Origin of the sequence: Bacillus sp. JJ1764, assembly GCF_036962145.1 — a bacterium.
GTDB lineage: Bacteria > Bacillota > Bacilli > Bacillales > Cytobacillaceae > Neobacillus.
Genome location: NZ_JBALNY010000054.1, coordinates 17,001 through 43,225, shown reverse-complemented (window position 1 = coordinate 43,225; position 26,225 = coordinate 17,001). Strand labels below are relative to the sequence as shown.

General features: G+C 42.0%; 24 protein-coding genes. 18 read left to right on the top strand and 6 right to left on the bottom strand.

What is annotated here, in order from left to right; all coding sequences use genetic code 11:
• Window positions 1-11 precede the first annotated feature (11 nt).
• The 5 genes from V7083_RS09255 (at window position 12) to cydS (ending at window position 4,133) form a co-directional block, all read left to right on the top strand.
• On the top strand, window positions 12-836 hold the full coding sequence (locus V7083_RS09255) for a sensor histidine kinase (protein ID WP_335477234.1): 825 nt from the start codon (window positions 12-14) through the stop codon (window positions 834-836).
• Window positions 805-1,443 carry a response regulator transcription factor gene (locus V7083_RS09250; RefSeq protein WP_335477233.1) on the top strand — a complete coding sequence of 213 codons (639 nt, stop codon included), beginning with the start codon at window positions 805-807 and terminating at the stop codon, window positions 1,441-1,443. The genes V7083_RS09255 and V7083_RS09250 overlap by 32 nt, the downstream gene beginning before the upstream one ends.
• Window positions 1,444-1,647: 204 nt before the next feature.
• Window positions 1,648-2,994: a cytochrome ubiquinol oxidase subunit I gene (locus V7083_RS09245; protein WP_335477232.1), complete on the top strand. Its 1,347-nt coding sequence runs from the start codon at window positions 1,648-1,650 to the stop codon at window positions 2,992-2,994.
• The gene (locus tag V7083_RS09240) at window positions 2,991-4,016 is read left to right on the top strand and encodes a cytochrome d ubiquinol oxidase subunit II (protein WP_335477231.1); all 1,026 of its coding nucleotides are present in this window, start codon (window positions 2,991-2,993) and stop codon (window positions 4,014-4,016) included. The genes V7083_RS09245 and V7083_RS09240 overlap by 4 nt, the downstream gene beginning before the upstream one ends.
• 15 nt (window positions 4,017-4,031) lie before the next feature.
• Entirely contained in the window at window positions 4,032-4,133 is a 102-nt protein-coding gene (gene cydS, locus V7083_RS23765; RefSeq protein WP_435554648.1) for a cytochrome bd oxidase small subunit CydS, read from the top strand.
• A gap of 37 nt (window positions 4,134-4,170) precedes the next feature.
• Here cydS and V7083_RS09235 read toward each other — a convergent pair whose 3' ends face one another.
• On the bottom strand, window positions 4,171-4,428 hold the full coding sequence (locus V7083_RS09235; RefSeq protein ID WP_335477230.1) for a hypothetical protein: 258 nt from the start codon (window positions 4,426-4,428) through the stop codon (window positions 4,171-4,173).
• A gap of 67 nt (window positions 4,429-4,495) precedes the next feature.
• Here V7083_RS09235 and chrA point away from each other — a divergent pair, with 67 nt between their 5' ends.
• The 6 genes from chrA (at window position 4,496) to V7083_RS09205 (ending at window position 10,030) form a co-directional block, all read left to right on the top strand.
• Window positions 4,496-5,680, top strand: a complete 1,185-nt coding sequence (chrA, locus tag V7083_RS09230; RefSeq protein WP_335477229.1) for a chromate efflux transporter — start codon at window positions 4,496-4,498, stop codon at window positions 5,678-5,680.
• 186 nt (window positions 5,681-5,866) lie between these two features.
• Window positions 5,867-6,238, top strand: coding sequence for an ArsR/SmtB family transcription factor (locus V7083_RS09225; protein WP_335477228.1), 372 nt, complete (start codon window positions 5,867-5,869; stop codon window positions 6,236-6,238).
• Window positions 6,225-8,294 (top strand): heavy metal translocating P-type ATPase, encoded by a 2,070-nt coding sequence (locus V7083_RS09220; RefSeq protein WP_335477227.1) that lies wholly within the window; start codon window positions 6,225-6,227, stop codon window positions 8,292-8,294. Before V7083_RS09225 ends, V7083_RS09220 begins: the two co-directional genes overlap by 14 nt.
• Window positions 8,287-8,412, top strand: a complete 126-nt coding sequence (locus V7083_RS09215; RefSeq protein ID WP_335477226.1) for a hypothetical protein — start codon at window positions 8,287-8,289, stop codon at window positions 8,410-8,412. Before V7083_RS09220 ends, V7083_RS09215 begins: the two co-directional genes overlap by 8 nt.
• A gap of 24 nt (window positions 8,413-8,436) precedes the next feature.
• A complete protein-coding gene (locus V7083_RS09210) occupies window positions 8,437-9,042 on the top strand; it encodes a class I SAM-dependent methyltransferase (RefSeq protein ID WP_335477225.1) in 606 nt (201 codons plus the stop codon).
• Between the two features lie 55 nt (window positions 9,043-9,097).
• Complete coding sequence (locus tag V7083_RS09205) at window positions 9,098-10,030, top strand: cation diffusion facilitator family transporter (RefSeq protein WP_335477224.1); 933 nt, start codon at window positions 9,098-9,100, stop codon at window positions 10,028-10,030.
• A 100-nt stretch (window positions 10,031-10,130) separates the two neighbouring features.
• Here V7083_RS09205 and V7083_RS09200 read toward each other — a convergent pair whose 3' ends face one another.
• A complete protein-coding gene (locus tag V7083_RS09200; RefSeq protein ID WP_335477223.1) occupies window positions 10,131-10,889 on the bottom strand; it encodes a helix-turn-helix domain-containing protein in 759 nt (252 codons plus the stop codon).
• 106 nt (window positions 10,890-10,995) lie between these two features.
• Between V7083_RS09200 and V7083_RS09195 the strand changes: the two genes are divergently transcribed.
• The 5 genes from V7083_RS09195 (at window position 10,996) to pgmB (ending at window position 17,499) form a co-directional block, all read left to right on the top strand.
• The gene (locus V7083_RS09195; RefSeq protein WP_335477222.1) at window positions 10,996-12,261 is read left to right on the top strand and encodes an extracellular solute-binding protein; all 1,266 of its coding nucleotides are present in this window, start codon (window positions 10,996-10,998) and stop codon (window positions 12,259-12,261) included.
• A 91-nt stretch (window positions 12,262-12,352) separates the two neighbouring features.
• Entirely contained in the window at window positions 12,353-13,567 is a 1,215-nt protein-coding gene (locus tag V7083_RS09190; RefSeq protein WP_335477221.1) for a carbohydrate ABC transporter permease, read from the top strand.
• A gap of 12 nt (window positions 13,568-13,579) precedes the next feature.
• Entirely contained in the window at window positions 13,580-14,413 is an 834-nt protein-coding gene (locus V7083_RS09185) for a carbohydrate ABC transporter permease (protein WP_335477220.1), read from the top strand.
• Between the two features lie 27 nt (window positions 14,414-14,440).
• On the top strand, window positions 14,441-16,708 hold the full coding sequence (locus V7083_RS09180; RefSeq protein ID WP_335477219.1) for a glycoside hydrolase family 65 protein: 2,268 nt from the start codon (window positions 14,441-14,443) through the stop codon (window positions 16,706-16,708).
• A gap of 113 nt (window positions 16,709-16,821) precedes the next feature.
• Complete coding sequence (gene pgmB / locus V7083_RS09175) at window positions 16,822-17,499, top strand: beta-phosphoglucomutase (protein ID WP_335477218.1); 678 nt, start codon at window positions 16,822-16,824, stop codon at window positions 17,497-17,499.
• Window positions 17,500-17,593: 94 nt separating this feature from the next.
• Here pgmB and V7083_RS09170 read toward each other — a convergent pair whose 3' ends face one another.
• The 4 genes from V7083_RS09170 to V7083_RS09155 form a co-directional block, all read right to left on the bottom strand.
• Window positions 17,594-18,940 carry an APC family permease gene (locus tag V7083_RS09170; RefSeq protein WP_335477217.1) on the bottom strand — a complete coding sequence of 449 codons (1,347 nt, stop codon included), beginning with the start codon at window positions 18,938-18,940 and terminating at the stop codon, window positions 17,594-17,596.
• 142 nt (window positions 18,941-19,082) lie between these two features.
• On the bottom strand, window positions 19,083-20,873 hold the full coding sequence (locus tag V7083_RS09165) for an amidohydrolase (protein WP_335477216.1): 1,791 nt from the start codon (window positions 20,871-20,873) through the stop codon (window positions 19,083-19,085).
• 172 nt (window positions 20,874-21,045) lie between these two features.
• A complete protein-coding gene (locus tag V7083_RS09160; protein WP_335477215.1) occupies window positions 21,046-22,830 on the bottom strand; it encodes an amidohydrolase in 1,785 nt (594 codons plus the stop codon).
• A gap of 121 nt (window positions 22,831-22,951) precedes the next feature.
• Window positions 22,952-23,815 carry a MerR family transcriptional regulator gene (locus tag V7083_RS09155; RefSeq protein ID WP_335477214.1) on the bottom strand — a complete coding sequence of 288 codons (864 nt, stop codon included), beginning with the start codon at window positions 23,813-23,815 and terminating at the stop codon, window positions 22,952-22,954.
• A gap of 199 nt (window positions 23,816-24,014) precedes the next feature.
• On the opposite strand from V7083_RS09155, the gene V7083_RS09150 reads away from it, so the two are divergent.
• Together V7083_RS09150 and V7083_RS09145 are read left to right on the top strand one after the other, a co-directional pair.
• Complete coding sequence (locus V7083_RS09150) at window positions 24,015-25,823, top strand: glycosyl hydrolase family 18 protein (protein ID WP_335477213.1); 1,809 nt, start codon at window positions 24,015-24,017, stop codon at window positions 25,821-25,823.
• A gap of 102 nt (window positions 25,824-25,925) precedes the next feature.
• Window positions 25,926-26,165, top strand: a complete 240-nt coding sequence (locus V7083_RS09145; protein ID WP_335477252.1) for a DUF2198 family protein — start codon at window positions 25,926-25,928, stop codon at window positions 26,163-26,165.
• The last annotated feature ends 60 nt before the right edge of the window (window positions 26,166-26,225 follow it).

Genomic DNA, 26,225 nt, shown 5'->3' with positions numbered 1-26,225 from the left:
AGGCGAAACAGGTGTCATACCGTACATTAAAAATCATCACAATTCTCTTGCCAACCTTACTCATTGGTGGTTTCGAGTTACTGCGTCACAGTGTCCTACTCCATGAACTATCTATGAAAACAGGAAATTATTTAATCACGATCTTAACCTTCCTCATTTCCTATGCCTTCTCTACCTGGATGTTTAAAACGATTCAAGACAAGAATCAACGGATTGCTTCCGAAAGAGCAATGCGAGCCGTTTATGAAGAGCGGGAAAGGCTAGCTAAGGAACTGCACGATAATATTGCACAAACGTTATTTTTATTAAAAGTCAATTTAAAAAAAGGAAAAGTGGATGAAGCCACTGGTCTGGTTCATTCAATCGATGCCAATGTCAGACAGGCCATTTACAACTTGCGGATGAGTCCGGATGATATGATGTCTTTTTCAAAAAGGGTGGAGAATTGGCTGAATGATTGGAGCACTGTGTCAGGAGTTGAACCATCTATTAACATTCAAATTCCCGAGGGGTATTTCAGCACTTTGGAAGAAGTCCAGCTATTTGGAATTATCCAAGAGGCCTTTATGAATATCCGCAAGCATTCCCAGGCAACTTCCGTCTCCTTGGAGCTGAAGCCCTATAATCTTGGTTGGGGATTACGGATTGAAGATAATGGAAAAGGGTTTTCGCCACACGAAATCAAGGTAACCCAATATGGACTTGTCATGTTAAAGGAACGGGCTCAAAAACTGGAGGCAGATGTGGACATAGTTTCGGAACTAAATCAGGGAACGACGATTACGGTGAGAGGAGGAGTGAAATATGGTTCCATATCGATTGCTCATCGCGGATGACCATCCTCATGCCCGCCAGGCGATCCGGGAAATCCTAGAAGGGGATCCCCTGTTTTCAATCGTGGGCCAGGCCAAAAACGGCCATGAGGCCATCCAGCTTTGCGAAGAGCTAGTACCGGATATGTTGCTGATTGATATTGAAATGCCGGTGATGAACGGTTTAGAGGCAACAAAGCTAATCAAAGAAAAATTCCCTTACATGAAAGTCATCATATTGAGCGTGTCCGACCATGTGGGCGACTTATTTACTGCCATCCAATATGGTGCCCATGGCTATTTATTGAAAAATATGGATCCGGATGAATGGCTCCAATATCTTCATTCGATTGTCGACGGTTCTGATCGGGTATCAAGGGACATGGCCTCAAAACTTCTCTACCAATTTCGGGAGCGGGATTTACAAAACACACCTACCATCAGTTCTTTAACACCTCGTGAAAAAGAAATTCTCCTTTTAGTTTCAGAAGGGCGAACCAATAAACAAATAGCCGAACAACTATTCATTGCCGAAAATACGGTGAAAAATCACATTAAAAATCTCCTGGAAAAGCTAGAGCTGGAGAACAGAGTGCAATTAGCCTCATATGCTGTAAAATTTCTTCACTGAAGTGATTTTCCAAAAAACAGGGAATAGTAATGGTGGCGGCAGGTCTTTTTTTTTTCAATACATAAAAACAGTGAAGTGGGGTTTACGGTGTATAAAAAACAAGAACGAATGCTCATCTGGCTGACCTTTATTGTTGCTGCCATTTTAGGATTGTCAATCATAGGACGGATGTTTTGATTTAAGGAAAGGTGGTCTTTGCTTGGAATGGGAAATTCAGAAGCCGTATTTTTCAGCCGGGTCTTAACAGAACTTACCTTATCTTTTCATATTATTTATGCAACCATTGGGGTCGGCATCCCGTTAATGATCATGATTGCTCAATGGGTGGGCATCAAGAAACAGGATGAACACTATATTCTGTTGGCTAGACGCTGGACACGCGGCTTTGTCATTTCGGTTGCGGTTGGTGTTGTAACGGGAACCGCCATAGGTCTGCAGCTATCTTTACTGTGGCCGAATTTTATGGAGCTTGCGGGTAATGTGATTGCCTTGCCACTATTTATGGAGACCTTTGCATTCTTTTTTGAAGCGATTTTTTTAGGTATTTACATTTATACTTGGGATCGGTTTGAAAATCAGAAGAAACACCTGCTCCTGTTGATACCGGTGGCACTGGGAGCGTCATTTTCAGCCATTTTTATTACCATCGTCAATGCGTTTATGAATGCACCGCAGGGGTTTGATCTATTCAAAGGTCAACTCGTCAATGTCAGCCCTATTGTTGCGATGTTTAATCCGGCGATGCCGACGAAGGTCGCTCACGTATTGGCAACGGCCTATATGACATCTGCTTTCATACTAGCCTCTATTGGGGCGTTCCGGTTATTAAAGGGTTCGAATCATATTTACCATAAAAAGGCTTTGCTGCTAACGATGAAGCTTGGTTTTGTTTTTTCGATTGCCACAGCCGTTATCGGAGATTTTTCCGGAAAGTATTTGGCAGAATATCAACCGGAAAAATTAGCAGCAGCCGAGTGGCACTTTGAAACAGAAGAAGGAGCGCCGCTGATTTTGTATGGTGTGCTTGACAATGGCGACGTTAAATATGCGTTGAAAATTCCGTTTGGACTCAGTTTCCTGGCTCATAGTAATCCGACCGCAGAGGTAATCGGGTTAGACCGTTTTGTCGAGGATGAGACACCGCCGCTCTACATCCATTATTTGTTTGATGTAATGGTGACGCTTGGTATGTGGCTGACGGTTGTTTCTTTCTTATATATAATGGGTGCGAGATGGAAATTGCGGTTTATTTTTTCAACTTGGTTCCGGTGGTTAATGGTTCTCGGAGGACCGCTTGCGGTTATCGCGATTGAGGCAGGCTGGTGGCTGACGGAGGTGGGCCGGCAACCGTGGATTTTAAGAAGGATCATGCGGACGAGTGAGGCTGCTACCTCTAGTGGACATGTGGATTTAATGCTTATACTGTTCTCGATTTTGTATCTAATACTTGGAATTGGCAGTGTGCTGGTGCTGTGGCGCATGTTCCGAAAAAATCCGGTTGAACAGGAATTGGCGGATCGTGATGCGGATAAGGCAGGTGACTTGAGATGAACTTTGAGATAACGGGAATCACCGTATTGGGGGTATTCCTGTTTGGCTATATCATCGTGGCCTCGCTTGATTTTGGCGCCGGCTTTTTCAATGCTTTCAGTACCATTACCGGGAAACAGCATATTTTAACGAGGGTTATTCAACGTTATTTATCGCCAGTATGGGAGGTTACCAACGTCTTCTTAGTGTTTTTCTTTGTAGGGATGGTTGGATTTTTTCCAAAAACCGCTTATTATTATGGGTCGACCCTGCTTGTCCCTGCGAGCATTGCTACGATTCTCCTGGCCATTCGAGGCGCTTATTATGCCTTCACCACTTATGGAGGATTGAAGCAGAAACGCTATACAATCCTTTATGGACTGACAGGGGTATTCATTCCTGCCTCCTTATCGATTGTGCTGGTGATCTCTGAGGGGGGCTTCGTTACAATGGGGAAGGGCGGTCCATCCCTTGATTATTGGGCGTTGTTCACCAGCCCTCTATCATGGAGTATCGTTTTGTTAAGTTTAACCTCAGTTTTATATATTTCTGCGGTGTTTTTAACTTGGTATGCCCAAAAGGCGAAGGATTGGGGGGCAGCCGGATTATTGCGAAAATACGCATTAGGATGGGCTGGGCCTGCAATTGTAACCGCGACAGGGATTATTGTAGAGATGAGGTCACATAATCCAGAGCATTATGAACGTCTGGTTGATTTATGGTGGCTGTTTGGTTTGTCTGTCCTATTTTTCGCTGGTACAGTGTTTTTACTTTGGAAGCGAATCGCCTACGGTTTTGCCTTTGTTTGTTTAATGGGGCAATTTATCTGTGCCTTTTTGGCATACGGAATTTCTCATTATCCTTATTTAATGTATCCTTATCTGACCATCTATGACAGTTTCACGAATGAAGCAATGGCCACCGCGCTGGTGATCGCCTTCATTGCCGGACTGGGATTACTGGTGCCATCCCTTTATTTGTTGCTTAAGCTGTTTTTGTTTAACAAGGATTATGTTCAAGGTAAACGGGATGATCATGTTTGAAAAGGAGGATTTCAGGTGAGTGATTTTCTGATGTTTTATGCACCTTTCATCGTGATTTTTGCCTCTATTGTTGTGGCGTTTTGGTTGGCCCCGATGGATAGGGGCGTTGAGAAATAGTGGGAGGGGACCTTGTTTTTTGGGGTCTTTTCTTTTTTTATTGGCTTGCTGGTAAAAGAAGGTGGCTGGATTCGGCGAGTTTTGGAAGGAATTCCGCCGGTTTTGAGTAGAATCCCGCCAATTTACGCAGGAATTCCGCCGGTTTTGAATAGAATCCCGCCAGTTTACGCAGGAATTCCGCCGGTTTATCTGAAAATCCCACCAGTTTACGCCGGAATCCCGCCGGTTTTTCGGAAAAACCCGCCAGTTTCAGCAATAATTCCTGCAATCGCCGCAAACTCGTTTTAAAAATCAAAATATATTGAGAACCCTCCACAAACTAACGTAAAATAAAGAAAATACAAACAATGGAGGAACAAAGTGTGCCGCAAAACAAGTTAAGGATCTGGATTGAAATCCTGCTGGTCTCAACCAAACTGGGATTGACATCATTTGGTGGACCTATCGCTCATTTAGGTTATTATCATGCGGAGTACGTTCAGCGACGGAAATGGCTTGATGAAAAAAGCTACGCTGATCTTGTAGCCCTGTGCCAGTTCCTCCCCGGTCCAGCAAGCAGCCAGGTTAGTATTGGAATTGGAATCATGCGTGGCGGGGTGTTGGGTGGGATCATGGCATTCATTGGATTTACCGCTCCTTCGATGATGGTCATGATTCTTTTTGCTCTTTTATTAAAGGGCTTTGGTCTGGCCGACTCTGGCTGGATTCATGGGTTGAAAATAGTAGCCGTAGCTGTAGTGGCTCAGGCTATCTTCGGTATGTCTCAGAAGCTGACCCCTGATTTGCCTACAAAAATGATAGCTTTATTAGCATTGATCGTTACGTTAATGTGGGATACGGCTTATTCTCAGGTCGGGATTATCCTGTTGTCGGCAGCAGTGGGATGGCTAATTTTTAAAAAGCACAAAGAAGACCTCGGCACAGTTGCAATTGGCTTTCCGATTTCCTATCGGTCTGGGGCCATTTGTTTAGGTTTATTTTTTCTGTTGCTTTTTGTATTGCCATTAGGGAGCGGCTTATTACAAACTGAATGGTTGAATATGTTTGATCGTTTTTATCGGTCTGGTTCGTTGGTATTCGGTGGTGGTCATGTCGTTTTGCCATTGCTAGAAAAGGAGTTCGTCCCGACAGGCTGGATTTCGAAAGAGGACTTTCTCGCTGGATATGGTGCTGCCCAAGCCTTGCCAGGTCCTCTGTTTACCTTTGCGGCCTATATTGGAGCCATCATATATGGTTGGAAGGGTGGCCTTCTCGCCACGGCTGCGATTTTCTTGCCGGCCTTGCTGCTTGTGTATGGAACATTGCCTTTCTGGTATAAACTGCGTTCTAATCCAAAAATAAAAGGGGCTCTAATTGGTGTGAATGCGGCAGTTGTAGGTATTTTGTTAGCTGCTTTTTATCACCCAATTTGGACCAGTACTATCTTGTCCCCCCGAGATTTTGCTTTTGCAGCAGTATTATTCAGCTTGCTGGTATATTGGAAGCTGCCACCATGGATTATAGTAATCGCCGGAGCTTTGGGCGGGGCAGTATTGAATGTATTTTAAAAATAAGGGTCGGATCTGTGAATGATGACAATCGAAAAAAGTGTCTGGCCCCCATTTTCCCTCAGATCAATCCTTCAAATTTTCCTCGAAAAATCACAATCATTTCTCTTTAAATTAGTTGACATTCAAACGAGTATTTGAATATGATATATTCAAATGAACATTTGAATGAAAGAAGGTCACGGTATGAAAGAGCATGATGTCTGTGAAGTTACCTGTGTGGACAGCGAAAAAACAGCCCACGTTCAAGAGCAACTGGAAATGAGCCGGGAAATAGCCGGAGTTGCTAAGCTGTTTAAAGCCTTGTCCGATGAAACACGTATGAAAATTGCTTATGCACTTACAGTTGAAGATGAGCTCTGCGTCTGTGATGTTGCTAATATTGTGGGAGCTACAACAGCAACGGCGTCCCATCACCTTAGGCATTTAAAAAGCCTGGGTCTCGCCAAGTACAGAAAAGAGGGCAAGTTAGTCTATTATTCCCTTGATGACGATCACGTAAAACAGATTATCCATATCGCTTTTGCTCATCAAAAAGAGGTGATTGGCCGTGAGTAATCCCATCGAAAAACAGGTTTACCGAGTCCAAGGTTTTTCCTGAACTAGCTGTGCCGCAAAGTTCGAAAAGAACGTCCAACACCTGGATGGTGTGGTTGATGCAAAAGTAAATTTTGGGGCAGCGAAACTGACTGTCTATGGTAACACCAGTCTCGAAGAACTCCATAAAGCTGGTGCATTTGAGAAGCTTACTATTTTTCCAGAAAAAGAAAAACCGTCAGCAGCGCCGAAGGAACCAATCTGGAAACGATATTCACTGCTTGTTCTATCCTTATTGTTTCTATTAGCGGGCTATATTTTTTCCGAAAATCTACTTTTCGCGATAGCGATTTTAGTAGGCGGATTCCCGCTTTTTAAAACAGGTTTGAACAATTTAATAAAATTTGAGTTTGATATGAAAACGCTAATGACGATTGCGATTATCGGGGCGGCCATCATTGGTGAATGGAGTGAGGGAGCCGTAGTCGTGATTCTGTTTGCGATCAGCGAAGTGCTTGAGGGCTATTCGATGGATAAAGCGCGGGCTTCAATTCGGTCGCTCATGGAAATGGCGCCAACTGAAGCGCTCGTCGTTCGCAATGGCCGAGAAATGCTATTGAAAGCTGAAGACATAGAAATCGGCGACCTGATGCTAGTAAAACCGGGACAAATGATTGCCATGGACGGCATGATTGTCGAGGGGGCATCCTCCATTAATCAAGCTGCCATCACAGGTGAATCGGTGCCTGTTGAAAGAGCTGTCAACGATGAGGTCTTTGCTGGAACTTTAAATGAAGAAGGCTTTTTAAAAATAAAAGTTACCAAGCTTAGCGAGGATACGACAATTTCCAAAATCATTCACCTTGTCGAGGAAGCACAGGCGGAAAAGGCACCGTCCCAGCAATTTGTTGATATATTCGCGAAATACTACACTCCGGTTATTATCGTGGTTGCACTATTAATTGCCATTGTGCCGCCGTTATTGTTCGGAGGGGAATGGCAAAATTGGATTTATGAAGGGCTAGCTGTATTAGTTGTTGGTTGCCCATGCGCCTTGGTTATCTCCACTCCGGTTGCATTGGTTACCGCGATTGGCAATGCCGCTAGAAACGGCCTTCTGATCAAAGGCGGAAATTTTCTAGAAGAAGTTGGTGCCATTAAGGCGATCGCTTTTGATAAAACGGGCACACTGACCAAGGGAGTGCCAACTGTTACAGAGTTCATCAATTACAGCAGGGATGAGGAGCTTTTTGAAAAAATTGCCGCATTGGAATGTAAATCCCAGCACCCGCTAGCATCAGCAATTGTAAAAAAGGCGGGTAATATAACCTATCAAGTGGAGAATTACACTTCCCTTACCGGAAAAGGTATTAAAGGGACAATCGGTGGCAGGGAGTATCTAGTCGGAAATACCAAGTTATTTCATGGCATTCCTGCTGAAATTCAAACACAAATCACCGACTTGCAAAATCAAGGGAAAACCGTCATGATTGCTGGAACAGATTCGGAAATCATGGGGTTGGTTGCTGTTGCGGACGAGGTCCGAGCTAGCAGTGAATCAGTCATTAGGAGGCTCTATCAGCTGGGGGTCAAGCAAACAGTGTTGCTGACTGGCGATAATCAGGCCACTGCAGCCTCCATCGGTCGCCAAACCGGTGTAACAAGCATAAAAGCTGAGCTGCTTCCGCAAGAAAAATTGGAAGCTATTAAAAAACTGGCCACAGAATATGGCAGAGTAGCCATGGTGGGCGATGGTGTTAATGACGCACCAGCCCTAGCCGCGGCAACGGTCGGAATTGCCATGGGCGGGGCCGGAACCGATGCCGCTTTGGAAACGGCAGACATCGCCCTGATGAACGACGACCTGGATAAACTGCCATATTTAATAAAATTAAGTCGGAAAACACTCAAGATTATCAAACAAAACATTACTTTGTCGCTAGTGGTCAAACTGTTAGCATTGCTTCTTGTCATACCGGGCTGGCTCACCTTATGGATTGCCATCTTTGCTGATATGGGTATGACTCTGATCGTTACTTTAAACGGCTTGCGACTGCTAAGAGTGAAAAATGATTGATCCGATTCAGTGTTTACTTGCGGCATCACTAGGCTTACTTGCGAAAATAACCCTTATACTTGCGGAAGCTACCGTTCTACTTGCAAAAAACACCTATTTATTTGCGAAACAAAAATGATCTTAGAATATGGGGGTGTATCCAATGAATAACCATTGGAACCGCTGGATCTACCGGCTTTGGTCGCCCATCTATGATACATTTTTCAACAAAGGCCCGTTCCTCAGGGCACGGCGAGAAGTGTTTAGAGAGATCCCATTCAAAAAAGGCGACAAGATCTTATTTGTCGGGGTCGGTACCGGGGCCGACCTTGAACAGATTCCAGTTAAACTGTTAAATATAACAGCTATTGATTATTCTGCAGACATGCTGCAGCAGGCAAAAAACAAATTTCCAGCCGGAGAAATTGATTTTCAGCAAATGGACGCCCAAGCCCTTAAATTCCCGGACGGGAGCTTCGATTATGTCGTTGCTAGCTTAGTGCTATCGGTGGTGCCTGGCACCAATAAGGCGTTTTCGGAAATGAGCCGGGTGTGTCAATCTGGTGGTCAGATTCTGATTTTTGATAAGTTTGCGGCAAAGCCCTCATGGTTAAATGCGCTTTTCAGGCCGATTATTAAAGTGTTGGGTACGGATATAGGGCTTTCTTTTGATAAGATTTTCGCGGGCAGTGAAGGTTTATGCATTTTGGAGGATCGCCCCGTTCTGTTTGGCGGAATGTATCGAAAAATAAGGATTGGAAAAAGCTAGAAGTATAATAAAAGAGAAAAGGAGTCTTAATTAAAAGGCTTTAGGGGGGATAAACATGGGTCACCATCATCACCATCATGGACATTCACACGGCCACTCACATGGCCATTCACATACAAGCAATAAGAAAGCATTATTAAGTTCTTTCATCCTAATAGCTGCTTTTATGATTGTTGAAGTGGTTGGCGGATTAATCACAAATAGTTTGGCACTGCTTTCTGACGCTGGACATATGCTAAGTGACGCCGCAGCTTTAGGATTGAGCTTTTTTGCGATTAGACTCGGAGAAAAGCAGGTTTCACAAGAAAAAACCTACGGCTATAAGCGGTTTGAAATTATTGCAGCCGCTCTTAATGGGCTGACCTTGATTATAATTTCCATTTATATTTTTTATGAAGCTATCGGTCGCTTTTTCAACCCTCCGGAGATTCAAAGTAAAGGTATGCTTTGGATCTCCGTGACCGGCTTGGTCGTGAATATCATAGCTGCTTGGATTTTAATGCAAGGAGATAAGGAAGAAAACCTAAATGTTCGCAGTGCCTTCCTACATGTACTTGGTGATATGCTTGGTTCTGTCGGGGCCATCGTTGCCGCGCTGTTGATCATGTTTTTTGGCTGGGGGATTGCCGATCCGATTGCCAGTGTGATTGTCGCTGTCTTAATCCTGATTAGCGGATATCGAGTCGCGAAAGACTCATTCCATATTCTGATGGAGGGTGCGCCGACAACTATTGATATGAGCCAGGTAAAAACGGCATTAGGAAAAGTGCCTTTTGTAAAGGAAGTCCATGATTTGCATATTTGGACGATTACGTCAGGCTACCCGGTCCTCAGTTGCCATATCACCATTTATGATGAAGGCATCCATGACGAGGTCCTAGCCCAATCTCAAAAAATTCTGCATGATGACTTTGATATCGAACATAGCACAATCCAAGTGGAAAAAGCGGCTAACGGTTGTCCTAGTCCGCATGGGACATGTAATTAATCTAATTCAAAAACATAAAGCAGCCTAGTTCCAAAAATAAATGGAACCAGGCTGCTTTTTTGTGCTGTTAATAATGTACTTCAATCCGGGCTTGCATTTTTTATTTTTTCGCCGAATTTTGCGCTTTTGTTAAAAAGCTGTCTTTGTACTGTCTGGGTGTCATCCCAACGTATTTTTTGAATAATAACGTGTAATAGCTTTGATTGCAATATCCAAGCATTTGGGCAATCTCGCTTAGCTGTGATTTTGTATGAAGGAGAAAATATTTGGAATCCTCAATTTTCTTGCGGTTGATGAATTCGGGAATAATCATCCCTACTGATTCTTTAAAGATTTTAGAAAGGTAGCCCGGATGGACTCCGGTAAATTCAGCTATTTTTTCAAGGGATAATTTATTGTTCGAAATTTCTCGATAAATATAAGTAATGGCTTTATTAACCAATGGATTATATTCCAATTTTTCAGTCGCTTTTAATGTTTCAATAAAGCAAGTTACCATTTCATACTCTAGGTCTGTTAAATCACGAATGGTTTCCTTCTTTTCAATTTGCCGAATCATCACATCGCTTAAGTTAAAAGCGTCCTCTGGCATTACACCTCCATGGATGGCGGCACGGGTAAATAAGGTGCAGGAGCAAATAAGAGAATTTTTTAAAGAGCGGATGGGGTCAGAAGCCAGTGTCGCTCGATCCAAACTATTAATCTGGTCCAATACTTCCTTTGCTCCGTTTTGGTCACAACGGATTATTGAGTCCATTAATTGCTGTTCCAAAGCAAAAGAGGGGTGATAGTAGAGATTGAGATTATTATTTGCACGGTTTTCGAAAAAGAGCTTAATATTCCGATTATTGATCTGCATCCATTTTCACCTTAAAAAATTGTTATAAATGTCATATTTTTAATATAATTGTAGTTTTTGACTCGTTAAAATTCAAGTATAAACCAAAAAGGGGGCTCAAAAATAAATGTCAAAAAGAAAATGGATTACAAAAATGTTAGCGTTTTCATTTGCCGCGAGCATTGCACTTACAGGGTGCAGCAGCAATACCAGCGGTGATAAGTCAAAGCCTGCAGATGACAAAAAATCCAGTTCCAGTCCCATTGTTTTAAAATTTGCGGCTCAGGCAGACAACACACCTGCTACCAAGAAATTAATTAAGGCGTTCAATCAAAAGCAGGACAAGTACAAAGTGGAATGGACGCAAATGACAAACGACTCCGCACAAATGCATGACCAGCTTCTGAATTCATTATCAAGCGGTTCCTCCGATTATGATGTTATTTCAATGGACGTTGTTTGGGCAGGAGAATTTGCCGGTGCCGGATATTTGGATCCAATTGATATACAAATGAACAAAGAAGGTCTCAAAAAGACGGATTTTAACTCAGGATCGATGACATCCGGAAATTATAAAGGCAAACAATACACACTTCCATTCTTCCCGGATCTTGGATTACTTTATTTCCGTAAGGACATTGTCAGTCAAGAAGATGCCGCCAAACTGGAAAGTGGCAACTATACTTACGATGACTTATATAACATGGCGAAAACCTATACTGGCAAAAACAATACCAAATACGGCTTTGTCTATCAATCTAAGCAATATGAAGGGTTGACCGTAAACGTTACCGAGTTCTCCAAATCGTACCAGGATGTTAAAGGCGGACTTGAAACGATGTATAAATTCACACAAGCACCTTTCGAACCGAAGGATCTCCTTAACTTCATGGAAGGAGAAACTCATACCAACTTTGAACAAGGCAATGCAGTATTTGCCCGCAACTGGCCATATGCCTTTGGGCGAATTAAAGGAAAAGAGGACGGTGTAACTGTAACCGTTGACCAAGTTGGTATTGCTCCGCTTCCTAATGGTGGATCAGTAGGTGGCTGGCTGCTTGGAATGAATAAAAATTCGAAACACCTTGACGGTGCATGGGAATTCGTCAAATTTACTGCAGGTAAAGAAGGGCAAAAAATCATGTCTACAGAAGGCGGATATTTGCCTGGCTTTAACTCACTGCTCAACGATGAAGACGTTAAAAATGCCAATGTCATGTTAAGCTATCCAGGCTTCCAAAAAGCATTATCTGCAACGATTGCAAGACCGGTTTCACCTGAATACTCAAAGACTTCAGACACCATTCAAGTTTCCGCACATAAATATTTAAGCTCCGGAACAGGTCTTGATGAAGCGGTTAAGGCAATTGAAGACGCTTCTAAAGGACAATAAACGATCCAATCTAACTTGAATAATAGGGGAGGCTGACTTATGGAAGGCCTCCCTTTTCTATCAGAATATGTAACTGTAAAGAGGTGAAACAATGCGGAAAATGGGTTTCAAGGAATGGCTGTTTATCGTTCCTACACTATTGCTCATTGGAATTTTCTCTGTTTGGCCGGTTTTGCAGTCATTCACCTATACCTTTTTTGATTATCGCCTGAACGACCAGCAAAAGTCCGGATTGTACCTTAGTGAAAGATTTAATGCTTCCCTATTCAATGAAACACAAATGTATATTGCGATGTTCCTGGAAGAAGACCTGCCGAACATTAAGGATGCACAGGATCAAGACCGGGTTGCCGACATAACGAAAGAACTGTCCACTGCCGACCATAAATATAAAAACCAAAAGGGTGTCATCAAGATTAGTAAGCAGGAAAGGACGAAGATTGAACGATTGCACAAGCATGCAAAGTCCTTAATAACCTCCCTTAATCAGAAGTATACGCTGATCCACAAGGATGATCTGCCTCCGTTGGTAGACGACTTGCAAAATAGTATCATTCCATCCAATTTCATAGGCTTAAAAGGCTATAAACACGTTTTAAGCGATGAGCGGATTGGCATTGCATTAAGGAATACCGCCCTATTTACGATTGTATCCGTGTTTATTGAACTCGTGCTTGGACTTGGTCTTGCACTCATATTGAATAAAACCATTTTTGGCCAAGGTCTGATTCGGACTACCTCCTTAATTCCCTGGGCCATCCCGACCGCCGTTGCGGCATTGATGTGGAGCTATCTTTTTAATGGAAGCAGTGGGATAATCGCTCATTTTTTTGAAATGATTGGTCTCGTAGATAAATCCCAAGATTTGCTCTTGAGCGGAACGGGTGCGATGATTTCGACTATTTTGGCCGATGTATGGAAAACAACGCCTTACATGGCATTATTACTTTTAGCTGGATTGCAGAATATTTCAAAGGATTTATATGAAGCATCATCGATCGATGGGGCCACCAAAATTCAAGCATTTTTTAAAGTGACCCTGCCTTTGTTGAAACCATCCATCCTTGTCGCCTTGTTATTCCGGACTTTGGATGCCTTCCGGGTATTTGACCTTATTTATGTATTAACAGGGGGAGGTCCCGGCGGCGAAACCGAAACCATGTCCATTTATGCCTACAAGGTTATGTTCGGGCAGACCAATTTCGGCTATGGTTCCGTTATTGTGATGCTTATGTTTGTTTGTGTCGCAATTATTGCTATCATTTTTGTAAAATTTCTGGGTGCTAACCTAATGGAGAGAAATTAAGGAGGGGCTCATATGCAGGCATCGAAAAGAAAGCTATGGATTACCTTTGGGATCATTGTAGTCCTGTATTTGTTTGCGATGGTATTCCCATTTTTCTGGGTCTTTATCACCTCCTTTAAAACATCAGGTGAAATATTTGGAACAGGGGCATTCCGTGTCGTCCCCGAACATCCGACCATCCAAAACTATATAACGATTTTATTTGAAAAAAACATTTTAAACTCGATTAAAAATAGCCTGATTGTGGCGACAACCACCACCGTTTATATCATAGTGGTCGCTACCTTTTCAGCCTATGCCATATCCCGGTTCCAATTTAAAGGGAAAAACATTCTACTGGGCTTGATCCTTGCAGTATCGATGTTCCCGCAAATGATTATTACCGGTCCTGTTTATAATTTATTTTTACATTTCAAACTCTTGAATTCATATGCAGTTGTGCTACCGTATTCGACCATTACGCTGCCTATGGCGGTTTGGATTTTAGTCACCCATTTCAATCAAATTCCGGCAGCTCTTGAAGAATCCGCGAAAATGGACGGGGCGACCACTTTCCAAACCTTATATAAAATCATCTTTCCACTGGCAGCACCCGGTGTTTTTACGACTGCCATCATTACGTTTATCGCCTCCTGGAATGAATTTCTTTTGACCATCACCTTAAATCCAAACGCCGAGTATCACACAGTACCGGTGGCCATTTCATTTTTACGGACGCAATTTGAGATCCTTTGGGGCCAAGTGTCTGCGGCAACAGCAATCGTCACCGTCCCAACACTGATTATTGTCCTTTTCTTTCAGCGGCAAATTGTTTCCGGGCTTACCAGCGGCGGTGTAAAAGAGTAATCTTACAAAAGCATAGAGGTGTACAGCATGTCTTGGAAAATTAGTTCTTTCAGTACGGAAGAATCTCAAATATTAGTTGATGAGAGTTTACTTTTTACAGGAAATGGATATCTTGGAGTCCGCGGAAATTTTGAAGAAGGTCTTCTGCCTGGTCAAAAAACCATTCGTGGCAGCTATATCAATGCCTTTCATGATTCTGTTCCCATTTCATATGGTGAGAAGCTCTATGCCTTTCCGGAAAGTCAGCAAAAGCTTTTAAATATCATCGATGCCCAAACAATTGCCATTTACTTCGGAGAAGATAGGTTCAGCCTTAATGAAGGTGAAGTCCATTCGTTTGAACGCCATCTCCATCTTGATCAAGGTTTTTCAGAAAGAATCATCGAATGGTGCTCTCCTTCGGGAAAAAGAATAAACCTTATCTTTAAAAGAATTGTTTCATTTTGTGAAAAAGAGGTCTTTATCCAAAGAATTGAAATAGAATCAGCTGATTACAGGGGCCAGGTGCGAGTTGTTTCAACAATTAATGGCGATGTTCAGAACTATGTGGACAAGAGTGATCCGCGTGTTGCTTCGGGTCATGCAAAGCTCCTGAACGTTACCCGAGTAGAGCAATCAGATTCTATCTCCTTTGTCGAGTGTGAAACAACCAATACTCACTTAAAAACAGCTTGTGCGGCCGTTTATAGTGTGACTTCCCCTTATTCAAGAAAGGATTTTGCTAAAGCTTCCTCTATCGAAACGGAATTCATTTTTGAATTCACAGGGAAAGCGGAGTTTGAGAAAAAAGCGATTTTTACAGATACTTTGAGGCACGGGGAAGATCTACGTGCTGCTTCATTTGCACTGCAAACAAAACTGCACGAAAAAAGCTTTGATCATTTTTTACAGGGGCAAACGGCTTATTTAGAAGAGTTTTGGAATTACGCAGACATTGTAATAACGGGAGATTCCACCATTCAGGAGGGAATTCGCTTTAATTTATTTCACCTGTTGCAATCGATTGGCCGGGACCGTTTTTCTAACATTGCGGCTAAAGGATTGTCCGGAGAAGGGTACGAGGGCCATTACTTTTGGGATACGGAAATCTACATATTTCCCGTCTTTTTAATGACCCATCCAGAAATGGCGAAAAGTCTACTGTTATACCGATATTCCATTTTGGATCAGGCGAGAGATCATGCAAAAGAAATGGGACATCGGAAAGGAGCATTATATCCATGGCGAACGATTTCAGGCACTGAATGTTCTTCGTATTTTCCGTCTGGGTCGGCGCAGTACCATATTAGCGCGGATATTGCCTATAGCTTTATTCAATATTACCTTGTCACCAATGACTTGGCCTTTATGAGGGACTTCGGGGCAGAGGTGCTGTTTGAAACAGCAAGGCTGTGGCTGGAAACTGGTCATTTTTCCGGCAGCTCTTTTAAAATTGATGCCATTACAGGCCCCGATGAATATACGTGTATCGTCAACAATAACTATTACACCAATGCCATGGCCAAACATAATTTGCTTTGGGCGGCCAAGTTCTTCCGATTACTTGAAACACAGGATCAGGAAGCTCTATCAGCTTTATCTCGGAAAATTGGGTTGAAAACTGAGGAAATGGAAGCTTGGCAAAAAGCGGCCGATTCGATGTATTTGCCGTATGATGAAACCCTAATGATCAACCCTCAGGATGATACATTCTTGCAAAAGGCTGTTTGGGATTTAGCGGGCACACCAAAGGAAGATTTTCCGCTGCTTTTGCATTATCATCCACTGACCATTTACCGCTATCAGGTTTGTAAACAGGCGGATACGGTGCTGGCGCACTTTTTGTTGGAGGATGAGCAGAGTGTCGAAACGATTCGAAATTCATTTCATTACTACGAAAACATTACCACTCATGATTCGTCCCTATCAACCTGCATCTTTAGTATTATGGCGTCCAAACTCGGTAATGGCGAAAAGGCCTACCAGTATTTTAACGAAACGGCACGATTGGATTTGGAAGATACACATGGCAATACAAAGGACGGTCTGCATATGGCCAACATGGGCGGGACATGGCTGGCAATCGTTTTTGGCTTTGCCGGCCTAAGGATAAATGAAAGAGGATTGTCCTTGTCTCCGATCATCCCTGACAAATGGTCCGGATACCGTTTCTCTATTCGATATCAGGGACGCAAAATTCAGATTGAGAGATTAGCAGAGCAAACGATTATTCACCTATTGGAGGGTGATGGTTTATCTCTGACTGTATACAATCAGCCGTATTTGCTGGAAAAAGAAACCTCGATAATAATTTGACAACCAGGTTGCTCTAAAAGGTTGGTCCCCTTTCATTTTGGGACAGCCTTTTCTTTTTAGGAAAAGCGTAGCATGTGTGAAGACACGAAAATGTAAATGGGGAGGCTGGATTGATGGTTCCACAATTGAAGGCAGTAATCTTTGATTTGGATGGAGTAATTACCGATACGGCTGAGTATCATTACCGTGCCTGGGAGGCGCTCAGCAAGGAATTAGGAATACCCTTTACAAAAGGATTTAATGAGGAACTGAAGGGGATTTCACGGATGGAATCTCTTGAGAAAATTCTAGTTCTAGGCGGGAAACAGAATGATTTCACCACGGATGAAAAGACATTGCTTGCCGATCGAAAAAATGACTATTACCGGAGACTGATAGAAACGATCACACCACAAGATATTCTTCCGGGAATTAAGGAATTCATCTTTGACCTTAAGCAGAATGGAATTAAGATGGGGTTGGCTTCAGTCAGCAAAAATGCCTTTACTGTTATCAGCCGTTTGGAACTAGCTGGAGAGTTTGACGTCATCGTTGATGCGGCTTTGATTCAAAAAGGGAAACCGGATCCGGAGATTTTTTTGCGGGCGGCTGAACAGTTGAGCGTTGAGCCGGTTGACTGTATCGGTATAGAGGATGCCGCAGCAGGAATCACTGCCATCAAAGCTGCTGGGATGTTTGCGGTGGGCATTGGGAATGCGGAAAGACTTGTGCTGGCCGATCTGCTTTATCACTCGACTGGGGAAATTCAGTTTGACGAAATCAGGGATGCGTTTTTTTCTGCAAAATCATGAGACTGAAAGATAGTAAAGCCGTTCTTCAATTGAGGAACGGCTTTTTATCCGTAATATTCAATCCATTCTTTACCTACAATGGACCAGTCCTTTTTTATGAAGCTTCATCAAGACCAAGCTCAGGCGGCGGCTGCCTGAACATTTTTGTTAAGTTTAATAGGTAGATAAATCCCACGATCAACCAAGTTCCTCCGAGTATGAGTGAGTGGATATCCAACTCGATAAAAAATATACCAATGAGTCCTGCACCGATAAGTGGAATGATGAAATATTGAATTGTTCCCTTTATTGACCTCTTTTTCTCTCTGAAAAAATAATGGGCTGTGACCGAAAGATTGACAAAGAAATAAGCGAACAACGCCCCAAAACTAATGAGTGATACGGCTGCTGTTAAACTTAGAAATAGGGCACTTAACGAAACTATTCCTACTATTAAAATATTAAATACAGGTGTGCTGAACTTTGGTGATAAATAACCAAAGACTTTTTTTGGCAGGACATTTTCCCTTCCCATGGCATATAAAATCCGGGAGGCACTCGTTCCGGATGCTACGGCTGAGGCAAAGGTGGAGGTCAGTCCCACAGCTATAAAAAAACTCATGAAGGCTTTTCCGCCAATATAGACTGCAATCTCTAAATAGGCAGATTCAGGATTTTTGAAAGACTGAAATTCTGGAAAAACGAGTTGAGCAAAGTAAGAACCTGCTATAAATAAGAAACCTCCAATCACCATAATCAAATAAATGGCTTTTGGCAGTGTTCGGGTAGGATCTTTCGTTTCTTCGGATAGGGTTGATACAGCATCAAAGCCTAAAAAGCTAAAACAAAGAATGGGTACTACCGATAAAAGAGCAGGCATATTCACTTTTGTATCATAGAATGGAGCAATGGACATTAATGTTCCAGCCCCTTTTCCTGCAAGAAGTCCTTTAATGGACAAAATAAAGAAAATGGCAAACAATAAAATTTGCAGAAGAAGCATGTAAGTATTTAGTTTAGCTGCCAATTTTATGCCAAGGATGTTGACGCTTGTAACGGTGACTATGAATAATATGATCCATACAAACATTGGAATGGAAGGAAAATAGGCTTTCAGAGCAATTCCTAAGATTAGGGAACTGATCATTGGACTTAAAATATAGTCAAGGATGATCGTCCAACCAACAATAAATCCGAAATGTGGACTTATCGATTTCTGCGTAAAAGTATACGCTGCCCCGGCATTTGGAAAAGCCTTGACTAACTGTGCATAACTATAAGCCGTAAAAAGCATGACAACAAAAGCGATCGCATAAGCGGTTGGTATCATCCCGTTTGTGCTATGAACGGCTACTCCATACGTGGAGAAAAACGTTTTAGGCGCCATAAAGGCCAATCCGAAAAAGACGACATACTTTAACGTAAGCGAGCGCTTTAGTGTTGGTGAATTTGATTTTTCCATTTATTCAATCCTCCTTGTAATGGTCATTATGAAAGTATCAAGGATGCATGGACTTATTATAAGGTCTTGTCCAACACCAGAGTAAACCGTTTTCATAAAAAAATAAGACCGCTTACAGATAGTTCGGCGGTCTTAAAATAAATTACTTTTTATATACGATCTTTCCATCAACGATTGTATAGTCCACAGGTGTTTCGGAAATATCCTTAGGATTGATTTTGGTAATATCCTGATCAAGGACGACCATATCGGCTTTCTTGCCAACTTTCAATGTTCCCAGATCATTTTCACGGAAAATCTGATAAGCAACATTTTTTGTGACAGCCTGCAGCATTTCTTGAACGGTAAGTGCTTGAGATGCATTACGTACCATGTCTTGATCCTGTTCTTCCGGATATGGGCTGTTTCTAGTCACACCCGTTTCGATTGAATTGAGTGGACGGTAGTCAGGAGTTGGTGGGTAGTCGCTGCTTCCGGAAATCAGCACACCCTCGTCCCAAATCTTTCTGGCTGGGTACATGGCTAGTGCGCGATCTTCGCCAATCATGGCACTTTCCAATTGATAATATTGATCCTTATAGAACCAGAATGGTTGTAAGGAAGCAATGACTTTCAAAGCTTTCATTCGAGCGATGTCGCTGTCTTTGATTGCTGAAATATGGGTAATCGTATGACGAGCATCACGTTCTCCATTTGCTTTAACAGCGCTCTCAATGGCATTTAGACTCATATTAACCGCTCCGTCACCAATCGCATGAATATGAACCTGGATTCCAGCTTTGTCCATGGCAGATACCATTTGATTAAATTGATCTATCTTCCAAACTGAATCCCCATGGAAGTCACGGCCCATTCCAGCACCTTCAGTGTATGGTTCGAGGAAGAGTGCAGTTTTGCCTTCGGTCACTCCATCGGCAAATAGTTTAACAGTATGTACCTGAAGCCAATTCGAGTGGTACTTTTGCTGTGCCTTTTTCATTTTTTCCACTTCAGCTTCCGGATTGCTGCCCGGGTCGATAAAATAGGTGCCAGAGACACGCATCGACAGCTTGCCTTCTTTTTCTAATTCTCCAAGTATATCTATCATTTTGTCGTCAGTTCTTTGAAAGGTCATGATCCCAGTCATTCCAAAGCTATGCATTTCCTCTTGATATTTCAAAATAGCTTCTTTATATTGATCTTTTGTTAACGTAAATAAGGCTTGCACTTGATCGACCAAATTGCTTGCGCCTTCACGCAGAACACCTCGTGGTGAGCCGTCAGAGTTGTGTTCAATCATACCGCCTTTCGGTGCCTGGGTGTCTTTGGTAATTTTGGACATTTCCAGTGTCTTGGAATTTACCCATACGGAGTGATTATCGATAGAATAAAGAATGACGGGTATGTCAGAAACAATTGCGTCCAAATCTTCCTTTTTGGGCCCAGGATTCGTTCCATCTGCTTGTTTATAGGGACCGTTTTTCCAGCCTGTACCTGTAATAATTTTTACATCAGGATGTTTCTTTCGGAAGTCAGCAACCGCCTTCACGTATTCCTCATGAGTTTTGAGGCCTGACAGATCCACTTCAAACAACTTGGTTGTCCAAAGACCAGGGATATGGGTATGTCCGTCCATCAACCCTGGTGAGACCATCTTTCCTTTTAAATCAATGACTTTGGTACCCTTTCCAACATAGTTTTCTACATCTTTGGTACTGCCGACAAAGATAATCTTTCCATCCTTGGCAGCAATTGCTTCCGCTGTCGGCTGGTCATCTTCCATCGTGTGTACAATACCATTCTTTAAAACAAGAGTAGCTAATTCATCCGATCCTCCTGCTTGTTTTTTTGGGGAGGCTTCTTTTTCCTTGGCACAACCATTTAGCAATGGAAGCAACAGAACTATAATGCCCAACCAAACTAATAACTTCTGGTTTCTTAGAAAACTAATCATCATTTTAACCCCCTAAAGATTTAGTGGCTTGCAGGAATTATTATAAAGTCTGGTATAACACCAGAGTAAACAGTCTCGAAACGAAAAAATCTACGAAATGGTGAACATTTCGTAGACTGGTTTTCTCCTGAATTGGACCGCTAACATAATTGCCAGGTGGTCCAAAAATTAATTATTTTTTATATACGATCTTTCCATCCACGATTGTATAGTATACAGGTGTTTCCGAGATATCCTTAGGCTTGATTTTAGTAATATCCTGGCCAAGGACAACCATGTCGGCTTTCTTTCCAACCTTCAATGTGCCCAGGTCATTTTCACGGAACATTTGATAAGCCACATTCTTTGTAACTGCCTGCAGCATTTCTTGAACGGTAAGAGCTTGAGATGCATTACGTACCATGTCCTGATCCTGCTCCTCCGGATATGGGCTGTTTCTTGTCACACCCGTTTCGATTGAATTGAGCGGACGGTAGTCAGGAGTTGGCGGGTAGTCGCTGCTTCCGGATATCGTCACTCCGGCATCCCAAATTTTTCTTGCTGGGTACATCGCCAACGCACGATCTTCACCGACCATAGCTTTTTCCAACCCGTAGTATTGGTCCTTATAAAACCAGAATGGTTGTAATGCGGCAATAACTTTTAATGCTTTCATTCTCGGAATATCATTGTCTTGAATGGAAGAAATATGGGTAATGATATGGCGTGAATCACGTTCCCCATTCGTTTTAACAGCATTTTCAATCGCGTTTAGTCCAGCGTTAACAGCTCCGTCCCCGATTGCGTGAATATGCAATTGAATTCCTGCTTTATCCACTGCTGCAACCATTTTATTGAAGTCATTCACTTCCCAAGGCATTTCTCCATGGTGATTATGCCCCATTCCAGCTTTCTCTGTGTATGGTTGAATGAATAGTGCTGTTTTTCCTTCTGTCACACCATCTGCATATAATTTAATGGTATTAGCTCGCAGCCAATCAGAATGATATTTTTGAGAGGCGGCCTTCACTTTTTGAACAGCTTCATCCGGAGTGCTGTCAGGGTAAATAAAATAGGCCCCGGCAACTCTCATGGTCAACTTCCCTTCTTGTTCCAGCTCTCCCAAGATATCGATCAGATGTTCTTTATCCTCAAAAGTCATAATGCCAGTCATCCCAAAACTATGCATTTCCTCTTGATATTTTAAAATTGCTTCCTTATATTGCTCTTTGGTAGGTTTAAATAATGCCTGAACGTCTGCAACTAAATCCATTGCGCCCTCACGTAAAACACCTCGAGGGGAGCCATCAGCATTATGTTCAATCATGCCACCTTTAGGAGCCTTGGAATCTTTGGTTATCTTGGCCATTTCAAGTGCCTTGGAGTTTGCCCAAACTGAATGATGGTCAATAGAAAGGAGAATGACAGGAATGTCGGAAACAACCGCATCTAAATCCTCTTTCGTCGGGCCGGGATTTGTCCCATCTTTTTGTTCATATGGGCCATTTACCCAGCCTAGCCCTGTAATAATGTTAACATTTGGATTCTTCTTCCTATAGTCAGAGACGGCTTTAATGTATTCCTCATGACTATTCAGATTTGAAAGATCTACTTCGAATAGTTTTGTAAGCCATAAACCCGGGATATGTGTGTGACCATCCATAAATCCTGGAGAAACCATTTTTCCTTTTAAATCAATGACTTTAGTGTTTTTTCCCACATACTTTTCTACCTCTTTGGTGCTGCCGACAAAGACAATCTTTCCATCCTTTGCGGCAACGGCTTCAGCTGTAGGCTGATGATCTTCCATTGTGTAGATCATACCGTTCTTCAGAACCAGGGTAGCTGCTTCATCCGATTGGGTTGTTGCCTTTTTTGAGACTTCTTGATCTTTTGTACAGCCATTTAACAATGGTAACAGCAGTACAAGAATAGCAATCAAAAAATGTGGCCACCGTTTTCTTTGAATACTTTCCATCATAATGCCCCCTATATTTTTGTCACTTACAGGAGTCATTATAAAGTCTCGCGTAAGGCTAGAGTAAACGGTTTCAAAACATAAAAAGCTACGAAATGGTGAACATTCCGTAGCCTGTTTTCTAAACGATTTTCTTTTGAATGGGAATCTGGATTTCATAATATGCTTCATCATATTGGTCTGTTAAAGAAACATCAACCTGCATAATTCGAACGGCGTTACCGGTAATAACATAGCCATATTTATCACAATAATCCAATAGTTTTTTGAGCTGAATCAGCATTTTTTCCCATACGAGGCCCGTATGGTAGGAACAAATATATAATCCTTTTTCTAGTTTTTGAGTGGAGTACGGCGAATTTTCATCCTGAATCAATATGAATAATTGAGATTGATAGGAACTAAGCTGATCGGGAATATCTGATGTTTGTCGAAATTCATCAAAGTACTCTTTTTTTATAATGTCGCCAAATTTATTACTGGCCAGTACTGGAATGGCTCCTTCAATCATATTTTCAAGCTCAAGAAATCCAAAATAGAGGCTTTCATAATCGTTCCAACCCACTGGCTTTTCTAGCTGAATATATTCACGTTCTTCAAAGTATTTAATGACAATATCTGTGTCTTTATAGCTGTTTTTAAACTGTTCAATATTGGTTAATCGGGTATTCAAAATATGATGAATATCTTGCAATTCCCTGATTTTTTTCTGAATATCGCTCATGGATTTCTGTAGAAATTGAATCGATTGATCGACGTTCCGATTCGTTAGAAATAGCTTAATTTCCTCTAGGGAAAAACCAATATTCCTTAATTCCTTGATTGTTCCGAGCACTTCATACTGTTCAATGGAGTAATAGCGATAGCCGGAATGGGGGTCAATATAATTCGGTTTCAACAAGCCGATTTTATCGTAATGCCGTAATGTATGGATGGTTATGCGTCTAAGCTTTGACATTTCTCCAATACTCAACTTGCTTTGCATAGGTTTTACTCCCCCGATATCCTTACTATAACTCTACTTTAAAATGAATAAAGAGACATTGCAATAAGAGACTATGAATGCTTTATGTCCTCAAAACGAATCATGCCGATAATACTAGTATTTACCACTATATCCCTGCCATACCATCAATTAAAATAGAATTATCATAATATTTTAATAGGAGAGGCAGGTTAAAGGGATGAAGCCACATGTCCACCATTTGAAAAAGCATAACGGCTTTAGGTTCTTCTTTATTATTTTCTTGCTGGTTAGCTACTTCACCACATATAGTGTGACGGAAGCAGCCACGTCAGATCGAAAAGCACCAACAGCACCGACAAATCTTCGTACAACCGGGATCACAAGTTCAAGTGTTTCTTTGGCATGGACGAGCTCGACTGACAATGTGGGGGTTACTGGGTACGATGTTTTCCAGAATAATAAAGTAATAGGGAAGACTACATCCACGCAATATACGGTTAATAATTTAACGGCCAATACCACTTACAGCTATTTTGTTAAGGCACGGGATGCAAGTGGAAATATATCTTCTTCAAGTAATACTATAAAGGTAACCACTTCCAAAGTGGTGACGGATCTGGCGCCGCAGGTTGGCAATATCCAGGTTTCACCGATTGCCAGTGATGGAAAAACCGTTAGTGGGACCGTTACCTTATCAGTCAGTGCAAGCGATGATAAAGGAATTAGCAAGGTGGAGTTTTATAGCAGCAATGGCGGCTATTTAATCAAATCCCTGACTTCCGCACCCTATAGTGTAAGTTGGGCCACGAATCCCTGGGTGTCGGATGGAGAACAAATATTAAAGGCCGTAGTTTACGATACTGCCAATCATATAGCACAGGTTTCAAGGACTGTCATTGTAAAAAATACCGTAAGTGCGGTACAGAGCGCCTACAAGATGGTTGGATATTACACAAGCTGGTCAACATATTCCAATTTTCAAGTGGCAAACATTGATGCAACCCAAATAACATACTTAAACTATGCCTTCGCTAACATTTCTACGGATGGAAAAATAGCTTTGGGGGACTCATGGGCAGATATAGAAAAGCCATTTTCAGGAGATACAACCACACAGCCTTATAAAGGAAACTTCTATCAATTAACCAAATTGAAGCAGTCCTATCCAAATTTAAAAACTTTAATTTCTGTTGGCGGCTGGACTTGGTCAGAAAAATTCTCGGATGTAGCTTTGACCGACCAATCCAGAACAATTTTTGCGCAAAGTTGTCTGGACTTTATCAGAAAATACGGTTTTGATGGAGTGGATATAGACTGGGAGTATCCGGTTGCCGGGGGAGAACCAGACAATGTGAACCGCCCCGAGGACAAACAGAATTTTACGCTTTTGATAAAGAAAATCAGAGAAACCTTTGATGCCCAAAGCGCTGTGGATGGGAAAAAATATATTGTAACGATCGCCGGAGGAGCAGGCAGGAGCTTTGCAGCAAATACAGAGCTGAATTTACTTCAGCAATATGTCGATTATATGAATCTGATGACCTATGATTTTCATGGTGAATGGGACACCTTAACCGGTATGAATGCTCCGTTGTACCGAGATCCTGAATCAAAATTTACCGGCGAGTGGAGTGTTCAGGATGCAGTGCAACTTTATATCAATAACGGTGTGCCTGCCAATAAAATAGTCATGGGCATGCCGCTATACGGAAGAATCTTTAATCAGGTAACAAATTTCAATAACGGTTTATACCAATCTTATTCAGGTGGAGGGTCTTCCATTAGTTACGCCAATATAGAGGCGAATTATCTTAACAAAAATGGGTTCATGCGTTATTGGGAGACCGATTCAAAAGTGCCGTGGCTATTTAATGGCTCACAGTTCGTCAGCTATGATGACCTGGAATCAATCGGCTATAAAACTTCCTTTATCAAATCGATGGGCTTAGGTGGCGCAGTAATGTGGGAGCTGAGTCAAGATCCTAATAAGGTTTTGGCATCCAAGATTTATAATGATTTGAAATAGATCAAGATGTACTATGCAAACCGGATTTATTTTTGTTGCATTTTTCTGGATTAATTTCTAGAATTAATTAACAGAACAAGAATAAATGAGGTGTACCCTTTGATTGTAATTGAATATTTATCGGCGTTGATTTTGCCGGGGTTATTAGTTCTCCTGTTCACACGGGTCACTTACAATCGGATGATCGGCCTGATCTTGACTGTCGCCCTAATCGCAGGATCTGCCTATAAAGGTTATACAAATACATTAGTCCTTATCGTCATTGATGCTTTTTCACTAACAGCCGGTTTCTGGCTTGCGTCAAAATTGAAACCAAAAACAGCGAGAAAAAACGAATCATAGTCTGCCCGTCATGTGGCAGGCTTTTTATTTTTATGCTCTGTTAAACTTGTCTGTTGATTT